Below are 21014 nucleotides of genomic sequence, written 5' to 3'. Positions count from 1 at the left end.
TTTAAATTATCTGCGCCATCCTTGGTGCAGACGACTGACATCAGTTTGCGCTGACATCACCAAGTTGTTGCTCTACATAGGCAAGCACCGTTGCCAGCACTTCATCTATGGTCATGGACGTTGAGTCTACAACAAGAGCATCTTCCGCGGGTTTCAGGGGAGCGACGGCGCGATTTCTGTCGCGATCGTCACGTTCCCGAATCTCGGTTAAAAGACGCTCAAAGTTAACATCAAAGCCCTTATCTTGCAACTGCTTATAGCGGCGCTGGGCCCGCTCCTCGGCGCTGGCGTCGAGGAAAATCTTCACATTCGCCTCGGGGAAAACCACTGTACCCATGTCGCGACCGTCGGCGATGAGACCGGGGGCTTGGCGAAATGCTCTCTGACGGCGCAGCAGGGCTTCACGTACCCGGGGAAACGCCGCGATTTTGCTGGCCGCGTTGCCCACTTCTTCAGTACGAATGGTGCGGGAAACATCCTCCCCTTCGAGGATCACCTTGACCAGCTCCCCTTCTACCTGGAATTGCACATCCAGATTGGCGGCCAGGGGAACCAATGCGGCTTCGGAATCGAGCTCCACATCGTGATGCAGGGCTGCCAGGGAGAGCACCCGGTAGATGGCACCGGAATCGAGCAGGTGCCAGCCCAGTTTTTCAGCCAGCAACTGGCACAAGGTGCCTTTTCCTGCTCCACTTGGGCCATCAATAGTCATCACGGGGGCCATCTGAGCCATAACGTTTCTCCTGCGCACTCGGCATCTTGACTGGTTGCACACATCCCTGTCGGGATGGGTTAATGGGCGCCGATTATACCCGAATGCGCCGTCGCTGGCAGTTGTCAGGGCACACAATTGCGCAAAAGTCGTCGTGATTGCACCTATTCTGACCAATCGGGTTAACCCACTTCTCACGCAAGGTTTTGTTCTTATGGTTGTTCCGGACAATGCGCGCTAAACTGGCCGCCCTTTTTTAAGCAGCTGTAGTCAGGAGCAACCATATGAGCAGCGTTACCCTCGTGGCCAAATCCAAGTTGCCGACCCCCTGGGGCACTTTCACGCTGGTTGGTTTTCAGGAAACCGGCACGGGCAAGGATCATGCCGCGCTGGTGATGGGCGATATCGCAGACGGCGAACCCGTGCTGGGACGCATTCATTCCGAGTGTCTGACCGGGGATGCCCTGTTCAGTCTGCGTTGTGACTGCGGCTTCCAATTGCAGGCCGCGCTGGAAAACATCGCCAAGGCGGGCCGCGGCGTCCTGCTGTATGTCCGTCAGGAAGGGCGAGGCATCGGCTTGCTCAACAAGATCCGGGCCTATCATCTGCAGGATCAGGGGGCCGATACCGTGGAGGCCAACGTGGCGCTTGGCTTTGCCGCCGACATGCGCGACTACACCATCTGCGCCGACATGCTCAAGGCGCTCGAGGTCAGGTCCCTGCGCCTGATGACCAACAACCCGCGCAAGTTGAAGGCGATGGAATCCTTTGGCATCCCGGTGGCGGAGCGCGTGCCCCTTCAGGAAGGTCGCAATCCCCACAACGAGTTTTATCTCTCCACCAAGGCAAACAAGCTGGATCACCTGTTCAAGAAATAAGGTTGCATCCACCTTTTCAGCATACGCCTCCAGATTGGAGGCGTTTTTATTGGTGATACCACTCAATCATTCAGTATCTGTAGCACAATGATGAGACGCATCCCCTTGCGCCAGCAAAAAATCCCGCAACGCCCGGTTCGCCATGGAGAGCGGATCCCCCCGTCGCCAGGCGACGCAGAGATCCAGGAAGATAGGGGGTGAAAAAGGGATGCCGGTGAGGGCCGGCTCCTCTTCCAGCGCCATGCGCAGGAAGGTGGTCACGGCGAATCCCTGACGCACCACCGCCTTGAGCAGTGGGATGAGATTGCTTTCGAACGCGATGTCAGGCTCTACCCCCAGCCCCTGCGCCAACACCTCCATGTGTTCCCTGTGGTAGAAGCCTCGCCGGAACATGGCGAGCTCCTGGCCGAAGAACTGTGGCAGCGAGACCGACTCAGCGCCGCGCAGCGGGTGCTCCTCCCCCACCACCATCAGCATCTCTTCCCGCAGCAGTTGCGCCCCCTCGAGGGCCGGTGGCAGATCGCTGGTGATGAGGATGGCGAGATCCAGACTGCCATCCACCATGCGGCTGAGCAGCTCCCGGGTGCCCGCCTCCTCCACCCGGATCTTCAAGCCGGGGTAGCGATGCTTGAACGCCATCAGGATTGGCGGGAAGTAATAGGATCCCATCATGTAGGGGATGCCGATGCGCACCTCCCCCCGCTCCAGCCCCTTGAGCTCGGCCATCTCGGCCTCGGCCTGGTGCATCTGGCGCAGCAGCCGTTCGGCGTGGCGACAGAGGACCTCTCCCTCCGGGGTGAGGCGCACGCTGCGGTCCTGCCGGTCAAACAGCCGCAGATCGAGCTGCTGCTCCAGCTTGGCGATGGCCATGCTGACGGCAGGCTGGGCCACGTTCAGCCCCTGGGCCGCCCTGGTGAAGGAGCCGGCATCGCGCACCGCCAGCAGGTATCCGAGCTGTTTCAGATCCATATCAATTTCATTTATCAGGGTGATAACTTAAATATATTATATTTATACGTTTCGTCGCACTACCCTGCACAAAAGTCGTCGGGACAACTCCATATGATCGAAGTAGGCAGTCGCGAATGGATACGCGCCACCCTGGCCCTCAGCCTGGGTTCCTTCCTGGTATTCCTCAATCTCTACCAGACCCATCCCCTGCTGCCGCTCCTGGCAGAGGTTTTCTCGGTCAGCGCCCTGTCCGCCAGCTGGACGCTGGCAGGCTGTACCGCAGGGCTTGCAGGCTCCCTGCTCGTCTGTGCCCGTCTGGCTGATCGGTTCGGACGGCGGCGGATCATGCTGTGGACCCTGGCGGCCGCCATCCTGCTCTCCCTGTGCATCCCCTGGGTCACCCACTTTGATGTGCTGGTGAGCCTGCGCATCCTGCAAGGCGTCCTGCTGGCAGGGCTGCCCGCCACCGCCATTGCCTACATGGGGGAAGAGTTCAGCAAACGTGCCCTCATCGTAGCCGTCGGCGTCTATATCGCCGCCAACTCCCTGGGGGGCATCGCGGGCCGGGTGGTCGGCGGTCTGCTGGCTGGCTGGTTTGGTGACTGGCAGCACACCTTCCTCGGTATCGGGGTCATCAGCCTCGCCCTGCTGCCACTGGTCATCTGGCTGCTGCCCGCCCAGCGCTGCTTCGTGGCCGTGGAGGCAGCGCCTGGGCAACTGCGCCGCGCCATCCAGAGTCACCTTGGCAATCCCCTGCTGGTGGGGGCCTATCTCATCGGCGGTCTCAACTTCATGGTCTTCCTGAACCAGTACAGCTATCTCACCTTCCTGCTGGCCAAGGCCCCCTTCTCCCTGCCGCCCCAGTGGCTCGGCATGCTGTTTCTGACCTACCTCACCGGCACCGTCGCCTCTTCACTGAGCGGCCGCGGGGCCCATCGCTGGGGAGCACATCGTCTGCTGCTGGCGGGAATAACCTTGATGGCACTCGGCAGCCTGGCCCTGTTGCAGGGGAGCCTTGTCGCCATCATCGGGGGATTGCTTGTCTCGAGCTTCGGCTTCTTCCTCGCCCACGCCTGTGCCAGCGCCTGGGTCGGCCAGCACGTGGAGCACAACCGGGCGCTCGCCTCGTCGCTCTATCTGGTGGGGTACTACCTGGGAGCCAGTCTGGGCGGGCTTTATCTGCATCCCTTCTGGGAGCAGGGGGGGCTCTGGGGTCTGGTGCTCGGCATCGGGCTGGTGTTGATGATCACCGCGGGGTTGAGCCTCTGGCTCGGTCACTTGAAAGGACGTGTGGCGCCCGCTTGTACGTTGACGCCACAGGGTCAGGCTCCCGTCAACGGGCCCTCCCCTCACAGACCGTCATAATAGTCCGCCGGTACCGGCACCACGGCGCCGGTACAGAGCTCTTCGTCGATCACCTCCTCAAGCGGGCGCAGATGAAACTTGATCTGCCCAGAGGGCAGCATCAATCCTATATCCGGATTGCGTCCGTCATCGATGTTGCCGGTCTTGAAGGGGACATCGGGATGCGTCGCCACCAAGGCCGTGAGCGAGGGCACCACCAGCTCGATATGTTCGAGCCCGACCTGATGGCTTCGGCCCGCCTTGGGGGCGGCCAGTTCGATGCAGGGGACGGTCACCTGCTCCCAGCAGACGGGCTGGTGCAGGCGATAGGTGGCGATGGGACGACCGCCTATCATCCCCTCCACCAGCAAGACTCCGTGGGCGGCCAGCACCGCTTTCAACTCCAGATATTCCGGCAGGGTGGCGGCGCGGTAGCAGAGGTGATCCACCACGGGGGAGTCATTGACTCCCATGACGGCATGCATTTCCGTGAGCAGTTGACAAACAAATGGGGCCATGGGCCCCAGTGTGGAATCCATGGGATGTGACATGATCACCATTTCTTCTTCGGTTGGAACAGGACGTCCAGTTCGTCCGTCTCTTTGTCCTTGATGTTTTGCAGCTCCTTCTCGCTGTGCTGCTGCAGGTGTTCTTCCAGCTGGCGCATCCCCTGACGCATGTCCTCTTCCCGCGCCAGCAGGTAGGGATCCTTGTCGGTGACATTGGCCAGCGCCCCCAGCCCCTTGGTGTAGAGCTGGCGGCAGGTGCCGTACTGCCCCTGGATCTGGGCATCCATGGCCCGCTTGAGCAGGTTGGCGATGTTGATCTTGAGCTGCATCAGCTCGAGGCGGCGATCCTCCTGGGCAAAGCCCTGGGGATCTATCTTGCCCTTGTTGTGCTCGACCCGCAGCACGGCCCGCATCTTCTTGGCCAGTTGCAGCATCTGGATGGCCTGGCGGTCGGACTCCGGCGTCTTGAAATGCCCCTCGTCCTGGCTGCTGTAGTTCTCCTGCACATTCTTGATCTGAAGCTGGACATCGGCGATGCGCTGCTTGACCTGCGCATTGGGCATCACCAGCGCGATGGCGCGGTAGGCATCCAGGATCCGGTGTTGCAACAGCAGCACCATGTTTTTGGAAAAGGGCACCAGGTTGACGTTCAGCAACACCTCTTCGGTCTCGTCTGCCACCGCCTTGTGACGGGCAATGGCCTGGCGCTTGTCCGATTCGGCCTTCTGCTTGTATTGCTGCACCACATTATAGGCGATGACCAGAAACAGGAGTGCGCCGATTGACAGCAATATCAGGGTTAAAATCATAGGGTGTTCACACTCCAGTCCCAATCCAATTGCGAGATCCTACAACAGCTTAGCCTCATAGGGTAGCGCCCAGATCCCGTATTGCCTCACAAGAACGCTCGCAGGCGGTGACCGCATCCGGTGCGTCATGCTCCATATCGCCCGCCGCCCCCATTACTTGAGGCAAAAACCCTTCGACTGCAGGAATCCCAGCATGAAGGGCCTCGCCTCCTTGCCCAGGATCCCCCTGATCTGCCCGCTCCAGGTCTGATCCTTGTTGTTGCTGCTGCGGGCCTGGTAGTAGTCGTGGATCTGCCCGTCGTACCGGGCCAGCAGGGCGCGGTCCAGGGTGGCAGGATAGCGGTTCTCGTGCACCACCAGCGCCCGGGGCAGCCGCGGTTTTTGCTCCGGCCGCTGGGCGGGATGGCCCAGGCAGAGGCCAAACAGCGGTATCACCTGATGGGGCAGACCCAGCACCTCGCTCACCTCGGCAGGATTGTTGCGAATGCCGCCGATATAGACCCCCCCCAGCCCAAGTGACTGGGCCGCCAGCAAGGCATTTTGCGCCATCAGGGCGCCGTCGATGGCCCCGATCATGAGTTGCTCCACAAAGCCGGTGCGGGCCTCCGGCACTATCTGGCTGTGACGATGGTAGTCGGCGCAAAACACCAGAAACTCCGCCGCTTCGACCACATAGGCCTGATGGCCTGCCAGCTCCGCCAGGGTGGCCCGCAACCCCTTGTCGGTAACCCGGATGATGCTGTTGGCCTGGAGGAAGCTGGAGCTCGCGGCGCTCTGGGCGGCGCTCAGGATCTGATCCAGCTGCTCTGCGCTGACGGGCTCTGGGGTGAACTGGCGAATGGAGCGATGGGAAAGAATGAGATCGATGGTCGGGTTCATGGTACCTCCGGAATGAAGGTCACACTCTACCCAAAAAAAGCGGGGGGCCCAAGGCCCCCCGTCACCCTCAAGGGACAGGATAGACATAGGGGGCCTGCAACCCAAGCGGGAACCCCAGCGCCCAGTAGATCAGCAGGAAGCCCGTCCAGCTCACCAGGAAGGCCAGGGAGTAAGGCAGCATCATGGAGACCAGGGTGCCGATGCCTGTGCTCTTCACATACTGCTGGCAATAGACCACCACCAGGGGGAAGAAGACCATCAGCGGGGTGATGATGTTGGAGGCGGAATCCCCCACCCGATACGCGGCCTGAGTCAGCTCGGGCGAGATCCCCACCGCCATCAGCATGGGCACCAGGATGGGGCTAATGAGGGCCCACTTGGCGGAGGCCGAGCCCACCACCAGGTTGACGGTGGCCGTCAGCAGTATGATGCCGACGATGGTCACCTCTCCCGGCAGCGCCAGGGCGTGAAGCACCTCGGCACCGGAGAGCGCCAGCAGGGTACCGAGGTTGGAATCCCCGAACGCCTTGATGAAGAGGGCGCAGAAGAAGGCCATCACCATGTAGGAGCCCATCTTGTTCATGGTGGCCGACATGGCGTCGATCACATCCTTGCCGCTCTTGAAGCTGCCGGCGACAAAGCCGTAGACGATCCCGGGCAGGATGAAGAGCAGGAAAATGAGGGGCACGATGGACTTCATCACCGGTGCGGCGAAGGTGGTGAGGGAACCGTCCGGTGCCCGCATCGGCGAGTCGCCGGGGGCCAGCGCCAGCCCCAGCAGCACCACGGCCGCCAGCATGGCGAACCCGGCCCAGTTGAAGGCCCGGCTCTCCTGCGCGCTGTAACGACCCATCTCGTCGGCGCTCTCCAGATCCTCGTTGAGGGGCACTTGCTTGAGGCGCGGCTCGACAATCTTCTCGGTGACAAACCAGCCCACGCAGATGATCAGCAAGGAAGAAGCGCCGGTGAAGATGATATTGCACAGGGTGTTGACCATGTAGTCAGGGTCGAATAACTGGGCTGCAGACTGGGTGAACCCCTGAAGCAGCGCATCCCCGCCGGAGGGCAGGAAGTTGGCGGCAAACCCGCCGGAAACCCCGGCAAAGGCCGCGGCAATCCCCGCCAGCGGGTGACGACCCGCCGCATGGAAGATGATGCCGCCAATGGGGATCACCAGCACATAGCCCGCATCGGCGGCGGTATGGCTGACGATGGCCACCAGGATCAGCATGGGGGTCAGAAAGCGCGCCGGCGTCACCTTGAGCAGCTTCTTGAGCCCGGTGTTGATGAAACCGGACTGTTCAGCCACCCCTACCCCCAGCATGGCCACCAGCACGATGCCAAGGGGAGCAAACCCGGTGAACGTGGTGACCATGCTGGCGAGAAAGTCCGCCAGCCCTGCCCCGGTCAACAGGTTGTTGATGACCACGGCCTCTCCGGTGCGGGGATTGACCAGATCGAAGGAGAACTGGGAGCCTATCCAGGAGCCGACCCAGACGATCAGCAAGGCATAGAGGAAGAGCATGGCGGGATCCGGCAGCTTGTTGCCCGCCTTCTCCACCCCGTTCAGAAAGCGGTTCAACCAGCCGTTGGGAGGGGCCGGACGCTCGTTCACTGCAGCTTGACTCATTATGGTGATACTCCATTACCAAGGAATGAGCGCGCATACTAGCGATAACGTCTAATGGATCCCATGATATGAGACAAAAATTCGATTAATTATGTTTAATTTGGCATCTCGCACTTCATAAATGGGAGATGCCGCACATTTATCGACAACTTTCTCAATGGTTTGCGAGGGGATAGCGGCCCAGCCGGCACTGTACTGCGAACCCCGCCGCCGCCACCTCTTCCGGTGTCATGGGACGGCTGAACAGAAATCCCTGGAAGACATGGCAACCCTGGGTCTGCAGGGCCGCGAGCTCGTGCTCCTCCTCCACCCCTTCCGCCAGGATCCCGAGCCCCAGACTGGTGGCCATGGCCACCGTCGCCCGGATCACCGGCAGGTTGAGCCCCACCACGAAGGAGCGGTCCAGCTTGATGGTGTCGATGGGCAACCGGTTGAGGTAGGCCAGGGAGGAGTAGCCCGTCCCGAAGTCGTCGATGGCGATCTTGATCCCCTGCTCGCTCAGGGCGTCGAGGATCTCGATGCACCCCTTCATGTCCAGCATCAGCACCGTCTCGGTCAGCTCCAGGGTCAGCAGTGCCGCCTCCACCGAGAATGCCTCGAGCAGTTGGGCCACCAGCTCCGGCAAACTGGCAGAGAGCTGAAAGCCCGAGAGATTGACCGACACCGGCACCCTCACCCCGTCCTGTCGCTGCCACTCCCCCATCTGGGCCAATGCGGTGGAAAGCACCCAGCTTCCGATTTCCCGGATGAGCCCCATCTCTTCGGCCAGCGGAATGAACTCCGCCGGCGACACATGGCCAAGCACGGGATTGTACCAGCGTACCAAGGCCTCGAAACCGATGACCCGACCTTGCGCCACATCCACCTGGGGCTGATAGCGCAGGCTGAGCTCCCCCCGACCGACGGCCTTGGCCAGAAACTGCTTGAGGGTCAGCTTGCGATGCAGGCTTTGCTGCATGCTGGGGGTGAAGCGCTGCCAGCGAAGCCGCCCCATCTGCTTGGCCTGGTACATGGCCATGTCGGCACGGGTGATGAGATTGTCGCCATCATCCGCGTCGTCCGGGTAGATGGCGATGCCGATGCTGCCGCCGATGGTGACCTCGGGGACACCACTCAGCTGCAGTGGCTTGCTCATCTGGGAGAGCATGAGATCCGCCACCTCCTGGGCCCGATCGCTCGCCTGGTTGAGGGGCACCAGGGCGGTGAACTCATCCCCGCCAAGGCGCGCCAGCTCCACGTCCCGCGGGCAGATCTGCTTGAGCCGTCCGGCGACCCGCTCCAGCAGGCGATCCCCGGCCTTGTGGCCGTAGTTGTCATTGACCAGCTTGAAGTTGTCCAGATCCATGAACACCAGGGCAAAGCGCCCCCCGAGGCCGCAATAGGCTTCCAGGGATTTCATCAGGCCGTAGCGGTTGAGCAGCCCAGTGAGGGAGTCGTGCCAGGCCAGGTGGCGATGCTCCAGCTCTTCGAGCTTGCGATCCGTGATGTCCCGCATGGTCAGCAGGATCCGTGCCCCCTGCTGGATATGGCGAAACTGGTACTGGAACCAGCGCATCCCCTTCTGGGTGCGACACTCCCCTTCAGCCACCACTTCGTCCAGACGGGAGAGGCGACGATAGAAGGCCTCGTCCGCACCGGAGAAGATCTGGGGCAGCGTCAGAATGCCGGTGCCAAAGCACATGTCGAAGTGATGGTTGCCGCTCTCGAGGCGCCCCTCGTTGTCAAAGATACAGGCCAGGGTGTCGCCAGTGGCGAGGGAGGACTCCTGATAGAGGGTGTCGGCATCGATGACCGCTTCCGCCATCATCATCTACCGTCCGGCAAGCTGGATCCCGGAAAGACGCAGATAGACCTGCTTCTTGACCCCCTTGGGTGAGAGGGTCCACCACTCGTTGTAACTGCGCTCCTGCTGGAAATCGCCGAGATAGCGCTGCAGCAGCAGATCGATGGCGGCGGCCATGTCGGCGGAGAAATCCCGGGACTTCAGCTCGGCCAGGGAGCTCGCCTCCCAGAGCCCGAGGGCAGCATCGTTGGCCCAGTAAATATGATGACGCTGGATGTCATAGACCCAGACCGGCGTGTGGAGGACATCCATCACGGTGAGCAGGCGTTCGTCTAGCGTATTCATGTTGAGTGATGATTCATGCTGAAAGCTCATGGTCGAACCAGTCGCTTGCGCCCCCTGACAGGAGCATTCGCGCTGGTACAAAATCCGTTCCGGCCCATAATCGGATAACAAACGGATGAAAAAAGGCCGAAATCATATGAAAACGCTACATGTGATCCCCATGGTAAGAAGAAATGGACTCACACTGGTATTGTTGGGCATGGTGATAACCATTGCTATGATTTTTATACTTTTTTTTCTTCGTGAACAACTACTAATCCCCGCCATTTCCCTCCTCCTGGCGGGCCTGATGACAATTCTTGTCGGGGCTTGGAAACTGGGTGAGCCTCATTTTAGTCTCTCTTTGTGTCAGGACTGCCTGCAATACCATCACAAGTACGGCGGCTGGATCCTAAAATGGAGAAATATTCAGCGAATTGACCAACCACGTATCCATTTGGGGTGGGATCTGGTGGAGCTGCCCTACATCGGTTTGAAAATAAAGGATTACGACGCTTTTTTGACGCTGATCACACCCCGGCTCGCCGTCCGTCTGCTCACCGAGCAGCGCGCCGTGCTAATGCAGGCCATGCGAAGCGAGCGCTCCGACTGCCCGACCGGAGGGTGCGGCAGTGGGCTCCTGGGAGAGGGACTGCTGGAGGAGAGCCGCTTCTGCTCACCCGCCGGCCAGCGCTATGAGGGGGTGATCGCCATGCTCGGCAACCGCATGGCACGGCTGCGGGATCTGCTAGGGTACGATCTGCTGGTGCCCGACAACAGCCTGGACAGATCCCCGGAAGATTTCGTCCATCTGCTCCAGCAATACCAGCGCGAGTCGAATCTAATCCAGATCAATTAAACGCCGGATTGCGCTTGCCAAGCCCGGTGACTCTTCATAAGGTCACTGGCTTGTTACAGCCAGAACACCCCCTAAAACCGCTTATGAAGTACATCGAAGAGTTCTATCTGTTCGTCAAGGTGGTGCAAGAGGGCGGTTTCTCCCACGCCGCCGCTGCGCTGGGCATGCCGACCGGCACCATCAGTCGACGTATCTCCCAACTGGAAGAGCAGCTCGGATGTAGCCTGCTGCACAGATCCACCCGCAAGCTGCGTCTCACGGACGAAGGGCTGCGCTATTACGAGCGCCTCTGTACCCCCCTTGCGGAAATAGAGCAGGCCACCGGCGAAATCCGGGGTGAGGAGACGGACATCAGCGGCCTCATCCGCCTCGCAGCCCCCATCGCCCTCTCCAACACCATCCTGGTCGACATGCTGGTGGACTTCGGCCTGCGCTATCCCTGGGTACAGTTCGACATCCGCCAGTCCAACGACCATGCCCTCCAGGCAGATCAGGACAGGGACCTGGTCTTTTTCAACGGCGAGCTCCCCCAGACCCTGCCCAACGCCCTCTGTCTGGGTCACATCCAGTACGGTCTGTTCGCCTCCCCCCTCTATCTGGAGAAGATGGGGGTGCCCTCCCACCCGACCCAGCTGGAAGAGCACGATCTCATCTACTGCTGGCCCCACCAGCACTGGCAACTGAGCGGGCGGGACGAACAGACGATCTGCATCAAGCGCACTCCCCGCCTTTGCATCGACCAGACCCAGGCCGCCGTGCGGGCAGCCCAGCGCCACCTCGGCATCGTCAACGCCCCGCAGCACTATGTGCACCCCTTCCTGCAAGATGGTCAGCTCGTCCCCGTCCTGCCGGACTGGCAGTCGGGAAAACGTCCCTTCTACATGCTCCATTGTCAGCCCCGGTTCACCCCGTTGCGTGTTAAGATGTTCGCCGATTTCGTCGAGAAGCACTCTGAGCGCTATCGTACCCGCCAGCAGAACGATCAATTTTCACCGGCGCAGCCGCTGCCCGTTGCATCTGACGGCTGATGACCCACACTTAGCGCAATCCTCGTTGCACAGGTCGGCTAACACTATGAATGTATTGATATGTGATGACTCCGGGTTCGCGCGCAAACAGCTGGTGCGCGCCCTGCCCGCCGATTGGGGTGTCACCTTGCACCAGGCCGCGGACGGACTGGAAGGGGTCGAGCAGATCCTGATGGGGCACGGGGACCTGATCTTTCTCGATCTCACCATGCCGGAGATGGACGGATATGGGGTTCTCGAGACCCTCAAGCGAGAAGGGGTGCGCAGCAAGGTGATCGTGGTCTCCGGCGACATCCAGCCGGAAGCCCATGAGCGTGTCATGGCCCTTGGCGCCCTCGATTTCATCAAGAAGCCGGCCTCCCCGGACACCCTCCTTGCCTTGCTCAAGCGCCACGGACTGTGGCAATCGGCCACCCAGGTGACGGCCATCCAGCCCCAGCCCGTCGCCAGCCACCAGGCTGCCCAGAGCAGCATCCAGTTCACCCCCGAGCTGCGGGATGTCTATCAGGAGCTGGCCAACGTCGCCATGGGCCAGGGGGCGGATCTGCTGGCCCGCCTGCTCGGCGCCTTCGTGCTGCTCCCCATCCCCAACGTCAACGTGCTGGAGGTCTCCGAGCTGCACATGGCGCTCTCGGCCGCCGCCGAGTCAGAGACGCTCTCTGCGGTCTGTCAAGGCTTCATCGGGGCCGGGATCGCCGGGGAGGCCCTGCTGCTGTTCCACGATGCCAGCTTCCAGGACCTGGCCCGCCTGATGAACCATCAGGGGGAGCTGGATCACGGCGCCGAACTGGAACTGCTGATGGACACCGCCAACGTGCTGATCGGTGCCTTCCTGCGCGGCTACGCCAACCAGCTCGACACCCCTTTTAGCCAGGGTCACCCCGTGGTGCTGGGCCAGCACAGGCCCATTCAGGATCTCATTCGGACCAACCAGAGCCGCTGGCGCCGCACTCTGGCCATCGAGATCAACTATCGGGTGCAGGGCTATGCGGTGCAGTGCGATCTCTTGCTGCTGTTTACCGAAGATTCCATCGCCACCATGAACAACAAGATCATGCACATGCTCTGACCGTCCCGCGGCAGCAACCACCAGGAGTGACCATGGACATTCGGGAATTTCATTGGCTGATGAACATCGTCCAGAATCTGGACGTGGGGCTGGTCGTGCTCGACAGGGAGTACCGGATCCAGGTGTGGAACGGCTTCATGGAGAGTCACAGCGGCCGGCTGGCAGGCGAGGTGCGCGATCAAAGACTGTTCTCGCTCTTTCCCGATGTGGACAAGGCCTGGCTCGAGCGCAAGGCCAACATGGTGTTCAAGCTCAACAACCGTGCCTTCAGCACCTGGGAGCAGCGCCCCTACCTGTTGCGCTTCTCCAACTACCGCCCCATCACGGGATCGGCCCCCTACATGTACCAGAACCTGACCCTGGTGCCGCTGGCCGACTTCGCCGGAGAGGTCACCCATCTGGCCATCATAATCTATGACGCCACCGACGAGGCCATGCTGATCACCGGCCAGCGCCAGGGATGACCGCCCCTGCCATGACAACAAGGGCGCCCGATGGCGCCCTTGTTGTTGCGATGGGGAATGGCGTCAGCCACTCAGATACTCGGTGAAGGCGTCGATCACCTCGTCGATGTCATCGTCGGTGATCTGCAGGTGGGTCACCAGCCTGAGTTCCCCGTAGCCGGAGAAGAGAATACCGCGCTCCTTCATGAAACCCAGCAAGGTGACGGGATCTCCCTGGGTCAGGCGCAGGAATACCATGTTGGTCTGCACCTCCCCCAAATTGAGTGCGATGCCTGGCAACGCGGCCAGCCCCTCTGCCAGACGCCTGGCGCGGCGATGATCATCCGCCAGCCGGGCAACGTGCTGATCCAGCGCGAACAGGGCGGCCTGGGCCAGGATCCCTCCCTGGCGCATGCCGCCCCCCAGCATCTTGCGCAGCCGTCTGGCGCGGGCGATGAACGCAGCCGATCCCACCAGCAGGGAACCCACCGGTGCCCCCAGTCCCTTGGAGAGGCAGACAGAGATGCTGTCAAAAGGCGCCGCGATGGCGGCCACCGGCTCCCCGCTCGCCACCACCGCATTGAAGAGGCGAGCCCCGTCCAGGTGCAGCTTCAGTCCCTTCTCGTCGACGAATTCGCGCATGGCGCGCAGGTAGGTCAATGGCAGCACCTTGCCGTTATGGGTATTTTCCAGGCAGACGAGGCGCGTCTGGACGAAATGGGGATCATCGGGAGCGATGGCCCCCCGCACATCCTCGATGGCCAGAGTGCCGTCCGCCTGCATGGGGACGGATTGCAGGGCCACCGAGCCCAGCACGGCAGAGCCCTGGGCCTCATAGCGATAGATGTGGGAGGCCGCCCCCAGCAGGGCCCCTTCCCCACGCTGGCAGTGACTCATCATGGCCAGCAGGTTGGACATGGTGCCGGAGGGCACGAACAGGGCCGCCTCCTTGCCAAGCAGTTCGGCGCCGCGGCGCTCCAGCGCATTGATGCTGGGATCTTCCCCATAGACATCGTCTCCCACCTCGGCATGCAGCATGCTCTGGCGCATGGCTTCCGTGGGTTGGGTCACGGTATCACTTCGTAAATCGATATAGCGCATGTCATCCTCCTGATGCAGGACGATGACATTAACCAGCCGGAACCCGGCTGGCAAGAAACGGCAAGCGGGAATGTGAGCCCGGCGGCTCACCAGGGCAGCGACTGACCGTGCAGGTCCACGAAACGGCCCGAGTGCGCGGGCGTCAGTGTGGCCATCAGATCCAGCAGGCGGACGGCGACCTCGGCGGGATCCTGCAGCAGGGCGGGATCCATCTCCTGAAGAAAAGGTTGCTGCATGGGGGTATTCATGAGGCCGGGATGCACGGTGATGACACCGGCGCCTGGAAAACGTCCGGCCCACTCACCCGCCAGGATCCGGGACCCCATGTTGAGGGCGGCCTTGCTCATGCGGTAGCTGTAGTGGCACATGGCCTCCTCGCCCCCCTCCTCCAGGCATCCCGCCCGATCCGAGAGGGTGCAGAGCCAGAGCGTGCTCTGGGGCATCATGCGCCGGCTGAGGTTGGCACCAAGGGCCAGGTGGGGCCAGGCATTGGCCAGCAGACTCTCTTCGAGCCATTGGGGGGTCACCTCCTCCACCCGCCGCTCCGGCATGTGGGCAAGATCATGGAGCAGGCCTATGGTGTTGATCACCACCGTCGGCAGGGTGGTGCTGTCATAGAGGGTGAAGAGGGCCTCGAAGGAGAGCGGGTCCACCTCCTGCAGCGGAAAGTAGCAGGCGGGATCCAGCCCCCTGGGCAGTTGCCTGCCCGCCAGCAACCACTCTTCGCCCCGTCTGGCCAGCTCCCGTGCCAGCGCACTGCCCAACCCGCCACTGCCCAGGATCAGATAGCTCATCTGCGTGTCCTTGGATTTGATCACTGCTTAGAGGGTATCAGAAGAATGGCGGACTGCCGGGGGCACCCGTCAGGCTCAGGCCTCGGCCAGATGGCGCCCAAACTCCCGCGCCCGGGCCAGATCCAGAAAACCGTCCGCCTGCTTGTGGCTGCGCAGGAACTGGTAATAGGCGAGCAGGGTCACCAGTTGCTCCTCGTCCGGCATGGGCTTTCCCGGACGGGTCTCCTGCACCAGCGCCCCCGCCGCCGCCAGCGCGTCCCTGTCCACCACCTCGGCCTGACGATAGAGATACCCGCAACCGGTGGCGAGCCACTCCAGCGAGCAGTTGGCCCCCATGGCAATCTGGTTCGCCTTGCCAAGGCCGGGCTCGGCCCCTTTCAGATACTTGCGGATCAGGGCTTCACTCAACCCCACCTTGCGGGCAAAGGCGCTCACACTCCCCTCCCCGATCAGGCTTTGCAGCCTGGCGGCAAATCCTTCCATCACCCCTTCTCCTCTCACTGACACCGGGATCTTGACCCGTCGGAGTCAGAACCATAGTTCGAATTCGCGAAGGGGGCATTATTGCCTTGTCCGCCGGAAGAGACCAAGATGCTGGCACATGATTTTGCCCCTTTCTTTTCGCATTTTTATCTCCAGAGGAGTCACCATGTCCGTATCCCGTCTGGCCCTGCATGAGCAAGGCCCTACCTTCTCCCGCCTCATCATGGGTTACTGGCGCCTGATGGAGTGGCAGCTCTCCCCCGCCGCCCTGCTGGACCTGATGAAATATCACCTTGATCTCGGGGTCAGCACCATCGATCACGCCGACATCTACGGTGGCTACCAGTGCGAGGAGGCCTTCGGCCATGCCCTGCGCCTGGAGCCCTCCCTGCGCGATCGCATGGAGATCGTCAGTAAGTGCGGCATCGCCCTCACCGCCAATCCGGCCCACGCCCTGAATCACTACAACACCGGCAAGGGACACATCGTCGCCAGTGCCGAAGCCTCCTTGCAAAAGCTCGGCACCGATCATCTGGATCTGTTGCTGATCCATCGCCCCGACCCCCTGATGAACGCCGACGAGGTGGCCGACGCCTTCATCACCCTCAAGCAGGCAGGCAAGATCAAGCACGCCGGGGTCTCCAACTTCACGCCCCACCAGTTCGCCCTGCTGCAATCCCGCCTGCCCTTCCCCCTGGTCACCAACCAGCTGGAGATCTCCCCGCTCCATCAGGAGGGGACGCTGGATGGTGCCCTGGATCAATGCCAACAACTGCGCATCAAGCCCATGGCCTGGTCCTGCCTTGGCGGCGGGCGGCTGTTCCATGCCCCCGACTATGCCCCGCTGCGGGCGGAACTCGAGCAGATCCGCCAGGAGGTGGGCGCCGACTGTCTGGAGCAGGTGGTCTACGCCTGGGTGATGATGCTGCCGAGTCAGCCGCTGCCCCTCATCGGCTCCGGCAAACGGGAGCGGATCGCCGCCGCCGTGGCAGCCGAGTCCATTGAGCTCACTCGCCAGCAGTGGTTCCGCATCCGCAAGGCCGCTCTGGGTTATGACGTTCCCTGAGTCTGCACCAGACCCTGAAAACAAAAACGGCATGGAGGATTCCATGCCGTTTTCCGTTATCGAGACGATTCAACGATGGCGCTGGGGGCGACCACGGGGTGCATCCGTCTTCGGTTTGGCCTGATTGACCGTGATGGTGCGGCCGCCGACCTCGGTGCCGTGCAACTCGGCGATGGCCTTCTCGGCCTCACCATTGACCGGCATTTCAATGAAACCAAACCCCTTGGACTGACCGGTATCGCGGTCGATGATGATATCGACCTTGTCTACCTGCCCAAATTGGCTGAACACGGTTGTCAGTTCGTCGGCCGTCATCCGGTACGACAGATTACCTACGTAAATCTTCATGCCATCCACTCTCGATTCAAGGTGCCTTATCTATGCATCCACCGACCTGGGAGTAAGGGCACAACCCCCCTGCCGGACCAGCCACGGCATCATGCCATGGCACTTCCAGCTTCGTATCCCAAGTCCTTGATCTCTTGGGTTATCAGAGCAGGAAAGATCAAATCGAATCAGAGGCAGTATCTGAGCATTGGGATGAATTGTCGAGAAAATAGTCAGAGCGGGTGCAGTTCGGCCAGCAATGTGCCGAGGGCACGACGCCCATGCCAGGCACGTTTGAACCCGAATCGATAGACCCCGGGGGCCACTTCGTGAGTCCCTTCCCGGGACAACCCGAGCAGGCTGGTGGCCGTCGCCAGGGTCACCTCATCCAGCCCGAGATCCAGGCTGAAATCGAGCCACTGGCCATCGTGTCCCACCTTGCGATCCCGCTCCATGCCCACCAGCACGGCTCTGGGCAGCGCCAAGGCCCGGTCTTCGCCGCCATTGAGCAGATAGAGATGGCGTTCATCCCAGGCAAGCTCCGCCAGACGCCAGCGCTGCCAGTTGCGCGGCAACACCATCATCACCAGCACGATACCGCCAAAGACCACCCCGACCCAGGGCAGCAGGCCCATGTCGGGATATCCCAGCCAGAGGGCGGCCACCACAGTGGCGAGACTCGCCAGCAACAGGCAGATCATGACCCCGTAAAACCGCCGGGCCGGGGGCATCAGCCAGCTCACGTTCTCTTGCGCTGCCAGCTCACTGACTCTCATCTTCTCTTCTCCTTCTGTGATGCGAACGGCCTTGCCGTCGCTGCGTTGCCGCGCATTGTGCGCGAGCGACGCGCCGCGATGCAACCGCCACCGCGACACGGATGACGGCCAGCCGCCACTCTTGGTATGCTTGGGGCTGTCTGAGCCCGCACTGGGCGCCATCCCGGGAGTCCCATGTTCGCCACCGCCCTGCTCTTGTCCGCGAGCACACTCTATGCCGAGGCCATCGGCGGCTACTCCGCCGGCTGCCTGAAAAATGCCGTGGCCCTGCCCCTCGAAGGTCCTGGTTATCAGGTGATCCGCACCAAACGGCTGCGCTATTACGGTCACCCCGACCTCATCCATTACCTGCAGCATCTGGCCAACCAGACCAGACTGGCCGGCATGCCGGATCTCTATATCGCCGACCTCGCCATGATGCACGGGGGGCCCTTTACCTCAGGTCATCGCAGCCACCAGACCGGCCTGGATGCCGACATCTGGTTCAGGATGGCTGACAGACCCATCAGCCGCTGGGAGCAGGATGCCCCCAGGGAGTGGGCGCTGATCGACGAACCCAGCTACCGGATGCTACCCGGCCGATTCGGTCCCAGGCAGCTCAATCTGCTGCGCCTTGCGGCTGATCGCCCCGAGGTGGCGCGCATCTTCGTCAACCCCGTCATCAAGGCCGAGGTGTGCAAACAGGCACCCGGTGAAGCCTGGGTCGGCAAGCTGCGCCCCTGGGTCGGCCACTTCAGCCACTTTCACGTGCGCCTGCGCTGCCCGGCAAACAGTCCGGACTGCCAGTCCCAGGCTCCCATTCCCCCCGGCAATGGCTGTGGGGAGGAGCTGGCCTCCTGGCTCAAGGACAAACCCCAGTTGCCCAAGGTGTCGATGAGCTACCGCGCCCCCCTCTTACCCAGGCGTTGTGAGGGCTGACCACAAGCTGTTATGGTGAACCTATTTCCGAGAGAAATATCAATGGAGAACAACAAGATGGCCACTTCACTCTGGCAGCGTGGTACCCGTGCCCTGCTGACCCTGACCCTGCTGCTGGGTTTGACCGGCTGCGGCATGAACAACATTCCGACCCTGGATGAGCAGGTCAAGGCGAGCTGGGGACAGGTCGAGAACCAGTACCAGCGCAGGGCCGATCTCATTCCCAACCTGGTGGCCACCGTCAAGGGGTACGCCAGCCACGAGCAGGAGACCCTCAAGGCGGTCACCGATGCCCGTGCCCGAGTCGGCAGCGTGCAGGTGAGTGACCCCTCCCAGCTCAAGGCGTTCGAGGCGGCGCAGGAGCAGCTCTCCAGCGCCCTCTCCCGGCTGATGGTAGTGGTCGAGCGCTACCCGGATCTGAAGACCGATCAGCAGTTCCTGACCCTGCAGGCCCAGCTGGAAGGCACCGAGAATCGCATCGCGGTGGCCAGACGGGATTACATCGAGGCAGTACGCCAGTTCAATACCGAGATCCGTACCTTCCCCGGGGTCATCTGGTCCAAGCTGCTTTACTCCGATCTGGAAGCCAAACCCACCTTCAGCGCCAAACCCGGTGCCGATGAGGCGCCCAAGGTCAGCTTCCAATGAACGTGATGAGACACTGGCTGGCGCTCTGTCTGCTGCTCTGTGCCACGGCGCTGCATGCCGCCCCCGATTTCCCGGCCCTGACCGGGCGGGTGGTGGACGAGGCCAATCTGATGTCCCGCAAGCAGGCCCACCAACTCGCACAGCAACTGGCCGTCTTCGAGAAGCGCAGCGGCGTCCAGCTGGTGGTGGTCTCCATCGACACGCTGGCGGGGGATACCATCGAAGAGTACGGCTACCAGCTCGGTCGCCACTGGGGCATCGGCCAAAAAGACAAGAACAACGGCGTTCTGCTGATCATCGCCCAGGACGAGCGCAAGGTGCGCATCGAGGTGGGTTATGGCCTGGAAGGTGCCCTGCCCGACGCCATCGCCGCCAACATCATCCAGACCCGGATCCTGCCCGCCTTCAAGCGCGGTGACATGGTGGCCGGCATCCTCGCCGGCAGCCAGGGCATCATGCAGGCCCTGGCCGGGGAATATCAGCCCGTGGACAACACCAGCAACGCCGACAAGCAGGGAGGTCCCTGGCTCTTCATCCTGGTGGTGATTGCGATGATCGTGCTGCACAACCTACGCGGCGGCGGCGGTGGGCCGGGAGGACGTCGCCGGGCCGCCTACATGGCCGGTGGATTCGGTGCCGGCTCTTTTGGCGGCCGCACTGGCGGTGGTGGTGGCGGTTTCAGTGGTGGCGGCGGCAGCTTTGGCGGCGGCGGTGCATCTGGCGGTTGGTAATCAGGGAAAAAGAGACAACAAGATGATTTCGAAACAGTTTTTCCACACCTTGCAGGCCAGGGTTCGACAGGCCGAGCAGGCCACGGATGCCGAACTGGTCACCGTGCTGGCCCCGGCCAGCGATGGCTATCGCTATATTCCGACCCTGTGGGCCGCCCTGCTCGCCATGCTCACCCCCCTGCTGGTCTTCCAGCTCGGCTTCTGGCTTGGCTGGTACGAGATCCTGCTGGTGCAGTGGTCGGTCTGGTTGCTGCTGAGCCTGCTGTTCCACTGGACACCCATCAAGATGCGGCTCATTCCCAACAAGGTACGCCGTCACCGGGCCGCCCTGATGGCCCGCCTGCAGTTTGTCGAGCAGGGACTTCACCGCACCCGGGACCGGCTCGGGGTGCTCATCTTCGTCTCGGTGGCGGAGCACTATGTGGAGATCCTGGTAGACGACGGGATCGCCCAGCACATCGACAACACCCAGTGGCAGCAGATCATCGACGACTTCGTGGTTCGGGTACGCAACAAGGAGGTCGAGCAGGGGTTCCTGGAGTGCGTGGAGCGCACCAGCGCCATTCTGACCGACGCCTTCCCCGCAACCCGGGATCAGAACGAGCTGCCTGACAGCCTGATCATTCTCGACAAGCCTTGAACGGGATTAAAAAACCGGCATTATGCTCAAGGGATAGGCACTCGATAAAGATTATGAAAAATAAGGGGAAAAGTGGTTGACCCAGGCAGCCCTTTCCCCTAAATTACGCCCCGTTCCAGCGCAACGGCGCAGCGAACACCGTGTTGGCTGAACACGTTAAATCACAGACCAGAATTTGGTGCGGTATCCGAGAGGCTGCCCACCGACGAAGTCGGCAAGATGCACGCGCAGCGTACTCCGAAAGCCACTTCAAGCAGTAAAAATTTGGTGAGGTGTCCGAGTGGCTGAAGGAGCACGCCTGGAAAGTGTGTA

Annotated in this window: 22 protein-coding genes and 1 pseudogene; 11 read left to right on the top strand and 12 right to left on the bottom strand. The window is 61.8% G+C overall.

Annotation, left to right across the window (positions count from 1 at the left end):
• Positions 1-40 precede the first annotated feature (40 nt).
• Positions 41-733 (bottom strand): (d)CMP kinase, encoded by a 693-nt coding sequence (gene cmk, locus OKC30_RS08590; protein WP_160837231.1) that lies wholly within the window; start codon positions 731-733, stop codon positions 41-43.
• 263 nt (positions 734-996) lie between these two features.
• Here cmk and ribA point away from each other — a divergent pair, with 263 nt between their 5' ends.
• Positions 997-1590 (top strand): GTP cyclohydrolase II, encoded by a 594-nt coding sequence (gene ribA, locus OKC30_RS08585; protein ID WP_039038692.1) that lies wholly within the window; start codon positions 997-999, stop codon positions 1588-1590.
• Positions 1591-1656: 66 nt separating this feature from the next.
• Here ribA and OKC30_RS08580 read toward each other — a convergent pair whose 3' ends face one another.
• Positions 1657-2559 (bottom strand): LysR family transcriptional regulator, encoded by a 903-nt coding sequence (locus OKC30_RS08580; RefSeq protein ID WP_160837233.1) that lies wholly within the window; start codon positions 2557-2559, stop codon positions 1657-1659.
• A 93-nt stretch (positions 2560-2652) separates the two neighbouring features.
• On the opposite strand from OKC30_RS08580, the gene OKC30_RS08575 reads away from it, so the two are divergent.
• Positions 2653-3906 (top strand): MFS transporter, encoded by a 1254-nt coding sequence (locus tag OKC30_RS08575; protein ID WP_160837235.1) that lies wholly within the window; start codon positions 2653-2655, stop codon positions 3904-3906.
• Here OKC30_RS08575 and OKC30_RS08570 read toward each other — a convergent pair.
• The 5 genes and pseudogenes from OKC30_RS08570 to OKC30_RS08550 form a co-directional block, all read right to left on the bottom strand.
• Entirely contained in the window at positions 3891-4445 is a 555-nt protein-coding gene (locus OKC30_RS08570) for a VOC family protein (protein ID WP_270809592.1), read from the bottom strand. The two genes, OKC30_RS08575 and OKC30_RS08570, sit on opposite strands and share 16 nt — an antisense overlap.
• The gene (locus OKC30_RS08565; protein ID WP_010675007.1) at positions 4439-5203 is read right to left on the bottom strand and encodes a hypothetical protein; all 765 of its coding nucleotides are present in this window, start codon (positions 5201-5203) and stop codon (positions 4439-4441) included. Before OKC30_RS08565 ends, OKC30_RS08570 begins: the two co-directional genes overlap by 7 nt.
• A 153-nt stretch (positions 5204-5356) precedes the next feature.
• Positions 5357-6082, bottom strand: a complete 726-nt coding sequence (gene nfsA, locus OKC30_RS08560) for an oxygen-insensitive NADPH nitroreductase (protein ID WP_010675008.1) — start codon at positions 6080-6082, stop codon at positions 5357-5359.
• Positions 6083-6149: 67 nt separating this feature from the next.
• A complete protein-coding gene (locus OKC30_RS08555) occupies positions 6150-7712 on the bottom strand; it encodes an AbgT family transporter (protein WP_160837239.1) in 1563 nt (520 codons plus the stop codon).
• A 154-nt stretch (positions 7713-7866) separates the two neighbouring features.
• Positions 7867-9807 (bottom strand): annotated as a pseudogene (locus tag OKC30_RS08550) (putative bifunctional diguanylate cyclase/phosphodiesterase).
• Between the two features lie 148 nt (positions 9808-9955).
• Between OKC30_RS08550 and OKC30_RS08545 the strand changes: the two are divergent.
• From OKC30_RS08545 to OKC30_RS08530, 4 genes are all read left to right on the top strand, one after another.
• Complete coding sequence (locus OKC30_RS08545) at positions 9956-10678, top strand: DUF2982 domain-containing protein (protein ID WP_323948392.1); 723 nt, start codon at positions 9956-9958, stop codon at positions 10676-10678.
• A gap of 83 nt (positions 10679-10761) precedes the next feature.
• Positions 10762-11706 carry a LysR family transcriptional regulator gene (locus OKC30_RS08540; RefSeq protein ID WP_270663487.1) on the top strand — a complete coding sequence of 315 codons (945 nt, stop codon included), beginning with the start codon at positions 10762-10764 and terminating at the stop codon, positions 11704-11706.
• 46 nt (positions 11707-11752) lie between these two features.
• Positions 11753-12775: a response regulator gene (locus tag OKC30_RS08535; protein WP_041211557.1), complete on the top strand. Its 1023-nt coding sequence runs from the start codon at positions 11753-11755 to the stop codon at positions 12773-12775.
• A 32-nt stretch (positions 12776-12807) separates the two neighbouring features.
• Positions 12808-13239 carry a PAS domain-containing protein gene (locus tag OKC30_RS08530; protein WP_160837243.1) on the top strand — a complete coding sequence of 144 codons (432 nt, stop codon included), beginning with the start codon at positions 12808-12810 and terminating at the stop codon, positions 13237-13239.
• A gap of 63 nt (positions 13240-13302) precedes the next feature.
• Here the strand turns inward: OKC30_RS08530 and ltaE are convergent, their stop codons facing one another.
• From ltaE to OKC30_RS08515, 3 genes are all read right to left on the bottom strand, one after another.
• Positions 13303-14319: a low-specificity L-threonine aldolase gene (ltaE, locus tag OKC30_RS08525; RefSeq protein ID WP_160837245.1), complete on the bottom strand. Its 1017-nt coding sequence runs from the start codon at positions 14317-14319 to the stop codon at positions 13303-13305.
• An 86-nt stretch (positions 14320-14405) separates the two neighbouring features.
• Positions 14406-15113 (bottom strand): short-chain dehydrogenase, encoded by a 708-nt coding sequence (locus tag OKC30_RS08520; RefSeq protein WP_069651380.1) that lies wholly within the window; start codon positions 15111-15113, stop codon positions 14406-14408.
• A gap of 75 nt (positions 15114-15188) precedes the next feature.
• Positions 15189-15596 (bottom strand): transcriptional regulator, encoded by a 408-nt coding sequence (locus tag OKC30_RS08515; RefSeq protein ID WP_039038703.1) that lies wholly within the window; start codon positions 15594-15596, stop codon positions 15189-15191.
• Positions 15597-15762: 166 nt separating this feature from the next.
• On the opposite strand from OKC30_RS08515, the gene OKC30_RS08510 reads away from it, so the two are divergent.
• Complete coding sequence (locus tag OKC30_RS08510; RefSeq protein ID WP_151028103.1) at positions 15763-16662, top strand: aldo/keto reductase; 900 nt, start codon at positions 15763-15765, stop codon at positions 16660-16662.
• A 69-nt stretch (positions 16663-16731) separates the two neighbouring features.
• Here the strand turns inward: OKC30_RS08510 and OKC30_RS08505 are convergent, their stop codons facing one another.
• Positions 16732-17010 carry an RNA recognition motif domain-containing protein gene (locus OKC30_RS08505; RefSeq protein ID WP_029314670.1) on the bottom strand — a complete coding sequence of 93 codons (279 nt, stop codon included), beginning with the start codon at positions 17008-17010 and terminating at the stop codon, positions 16732-16734.
• Positions 17011-17222: 212 nt separating this feature from the next.
• Entirely contained in the window at positions 17223-17765 is a 543-nt protein-coding gene (locus tag OKC30_RS08500) for a hypothetical protein (protein ID WP_069651382.1), read from the bottom strand.
• Positions 17766-17939: 174 nt separating this feature from the next.
• Between OKC30_RS08500 and mepA the strand changes: the two genes are divergently transcribed.
• From mepA to OKC30_RS08480, 4 genes are read left to right on the top strand one after another with little or no spacing between them, the layout of a single operon-like run.
• Complete coding sequence (mepA, locus tag OKC30_RS08495; RefSeq protein WP_069785143.1) at positions 17940-18683, top strand: penicillin-insensitive murein endopeptidase; 744 nt, start codon at positions 17940-17942, stop codon at positions 18681-18683.
• A 42-nt stretch (positions 18684-18725) separates the two neighbouring features.
• The gene (locus OKC30_RS08490; protein ID WP_160837247.1) at positions 18726-19331 is read left to right on the top strand and encodes a LemA family protein; all 606 of its coding nucleotides are present in this window, start codon (positions 18726-18728) and stop codon (positions 19329-19331) included.
• Positions 19328-20062, top strand: a complete 735-nt coding sequence (locus OKC30_RS08485) for a TPM domain-containing protein (RefSeq protein WP_160837249.1) — start codon at positions 19328-19330, stop codon at positions 20060-20062. The genes OKC30_RS08490 and OKC30_RS08485 overlap by 4 nt, the downstream gene beginning before the upstream one ends.
• 22 nt (positions 20063-20084) lie before the next feature.
• On the top strand, positions 20085-20702 hold the full coding sequence (locus OKC30_RS08480; protein WP_010675024.1) for a TPM domain-containing protein: 618 nt from the start codon (positions 20085-20087) through the stop codon (positions 20700-20702).
• Positions 20703-21014: the final 312 nt, after the last annotated feature.

The sequence above is a fragment of the Aeromonas sp. QDB18 genome (assembly GCF_027705325.1).
Taxonomy (GTDB): Bacteria; Pseudomonadota; Gammaproteobacteria; order Enterobacterales; family Aeromonadaceae; genus Aeromonas; species Aeromonas caviae.
This window is presented reverse-complemented; position numbering and strand designations above follow the sequence as displayed.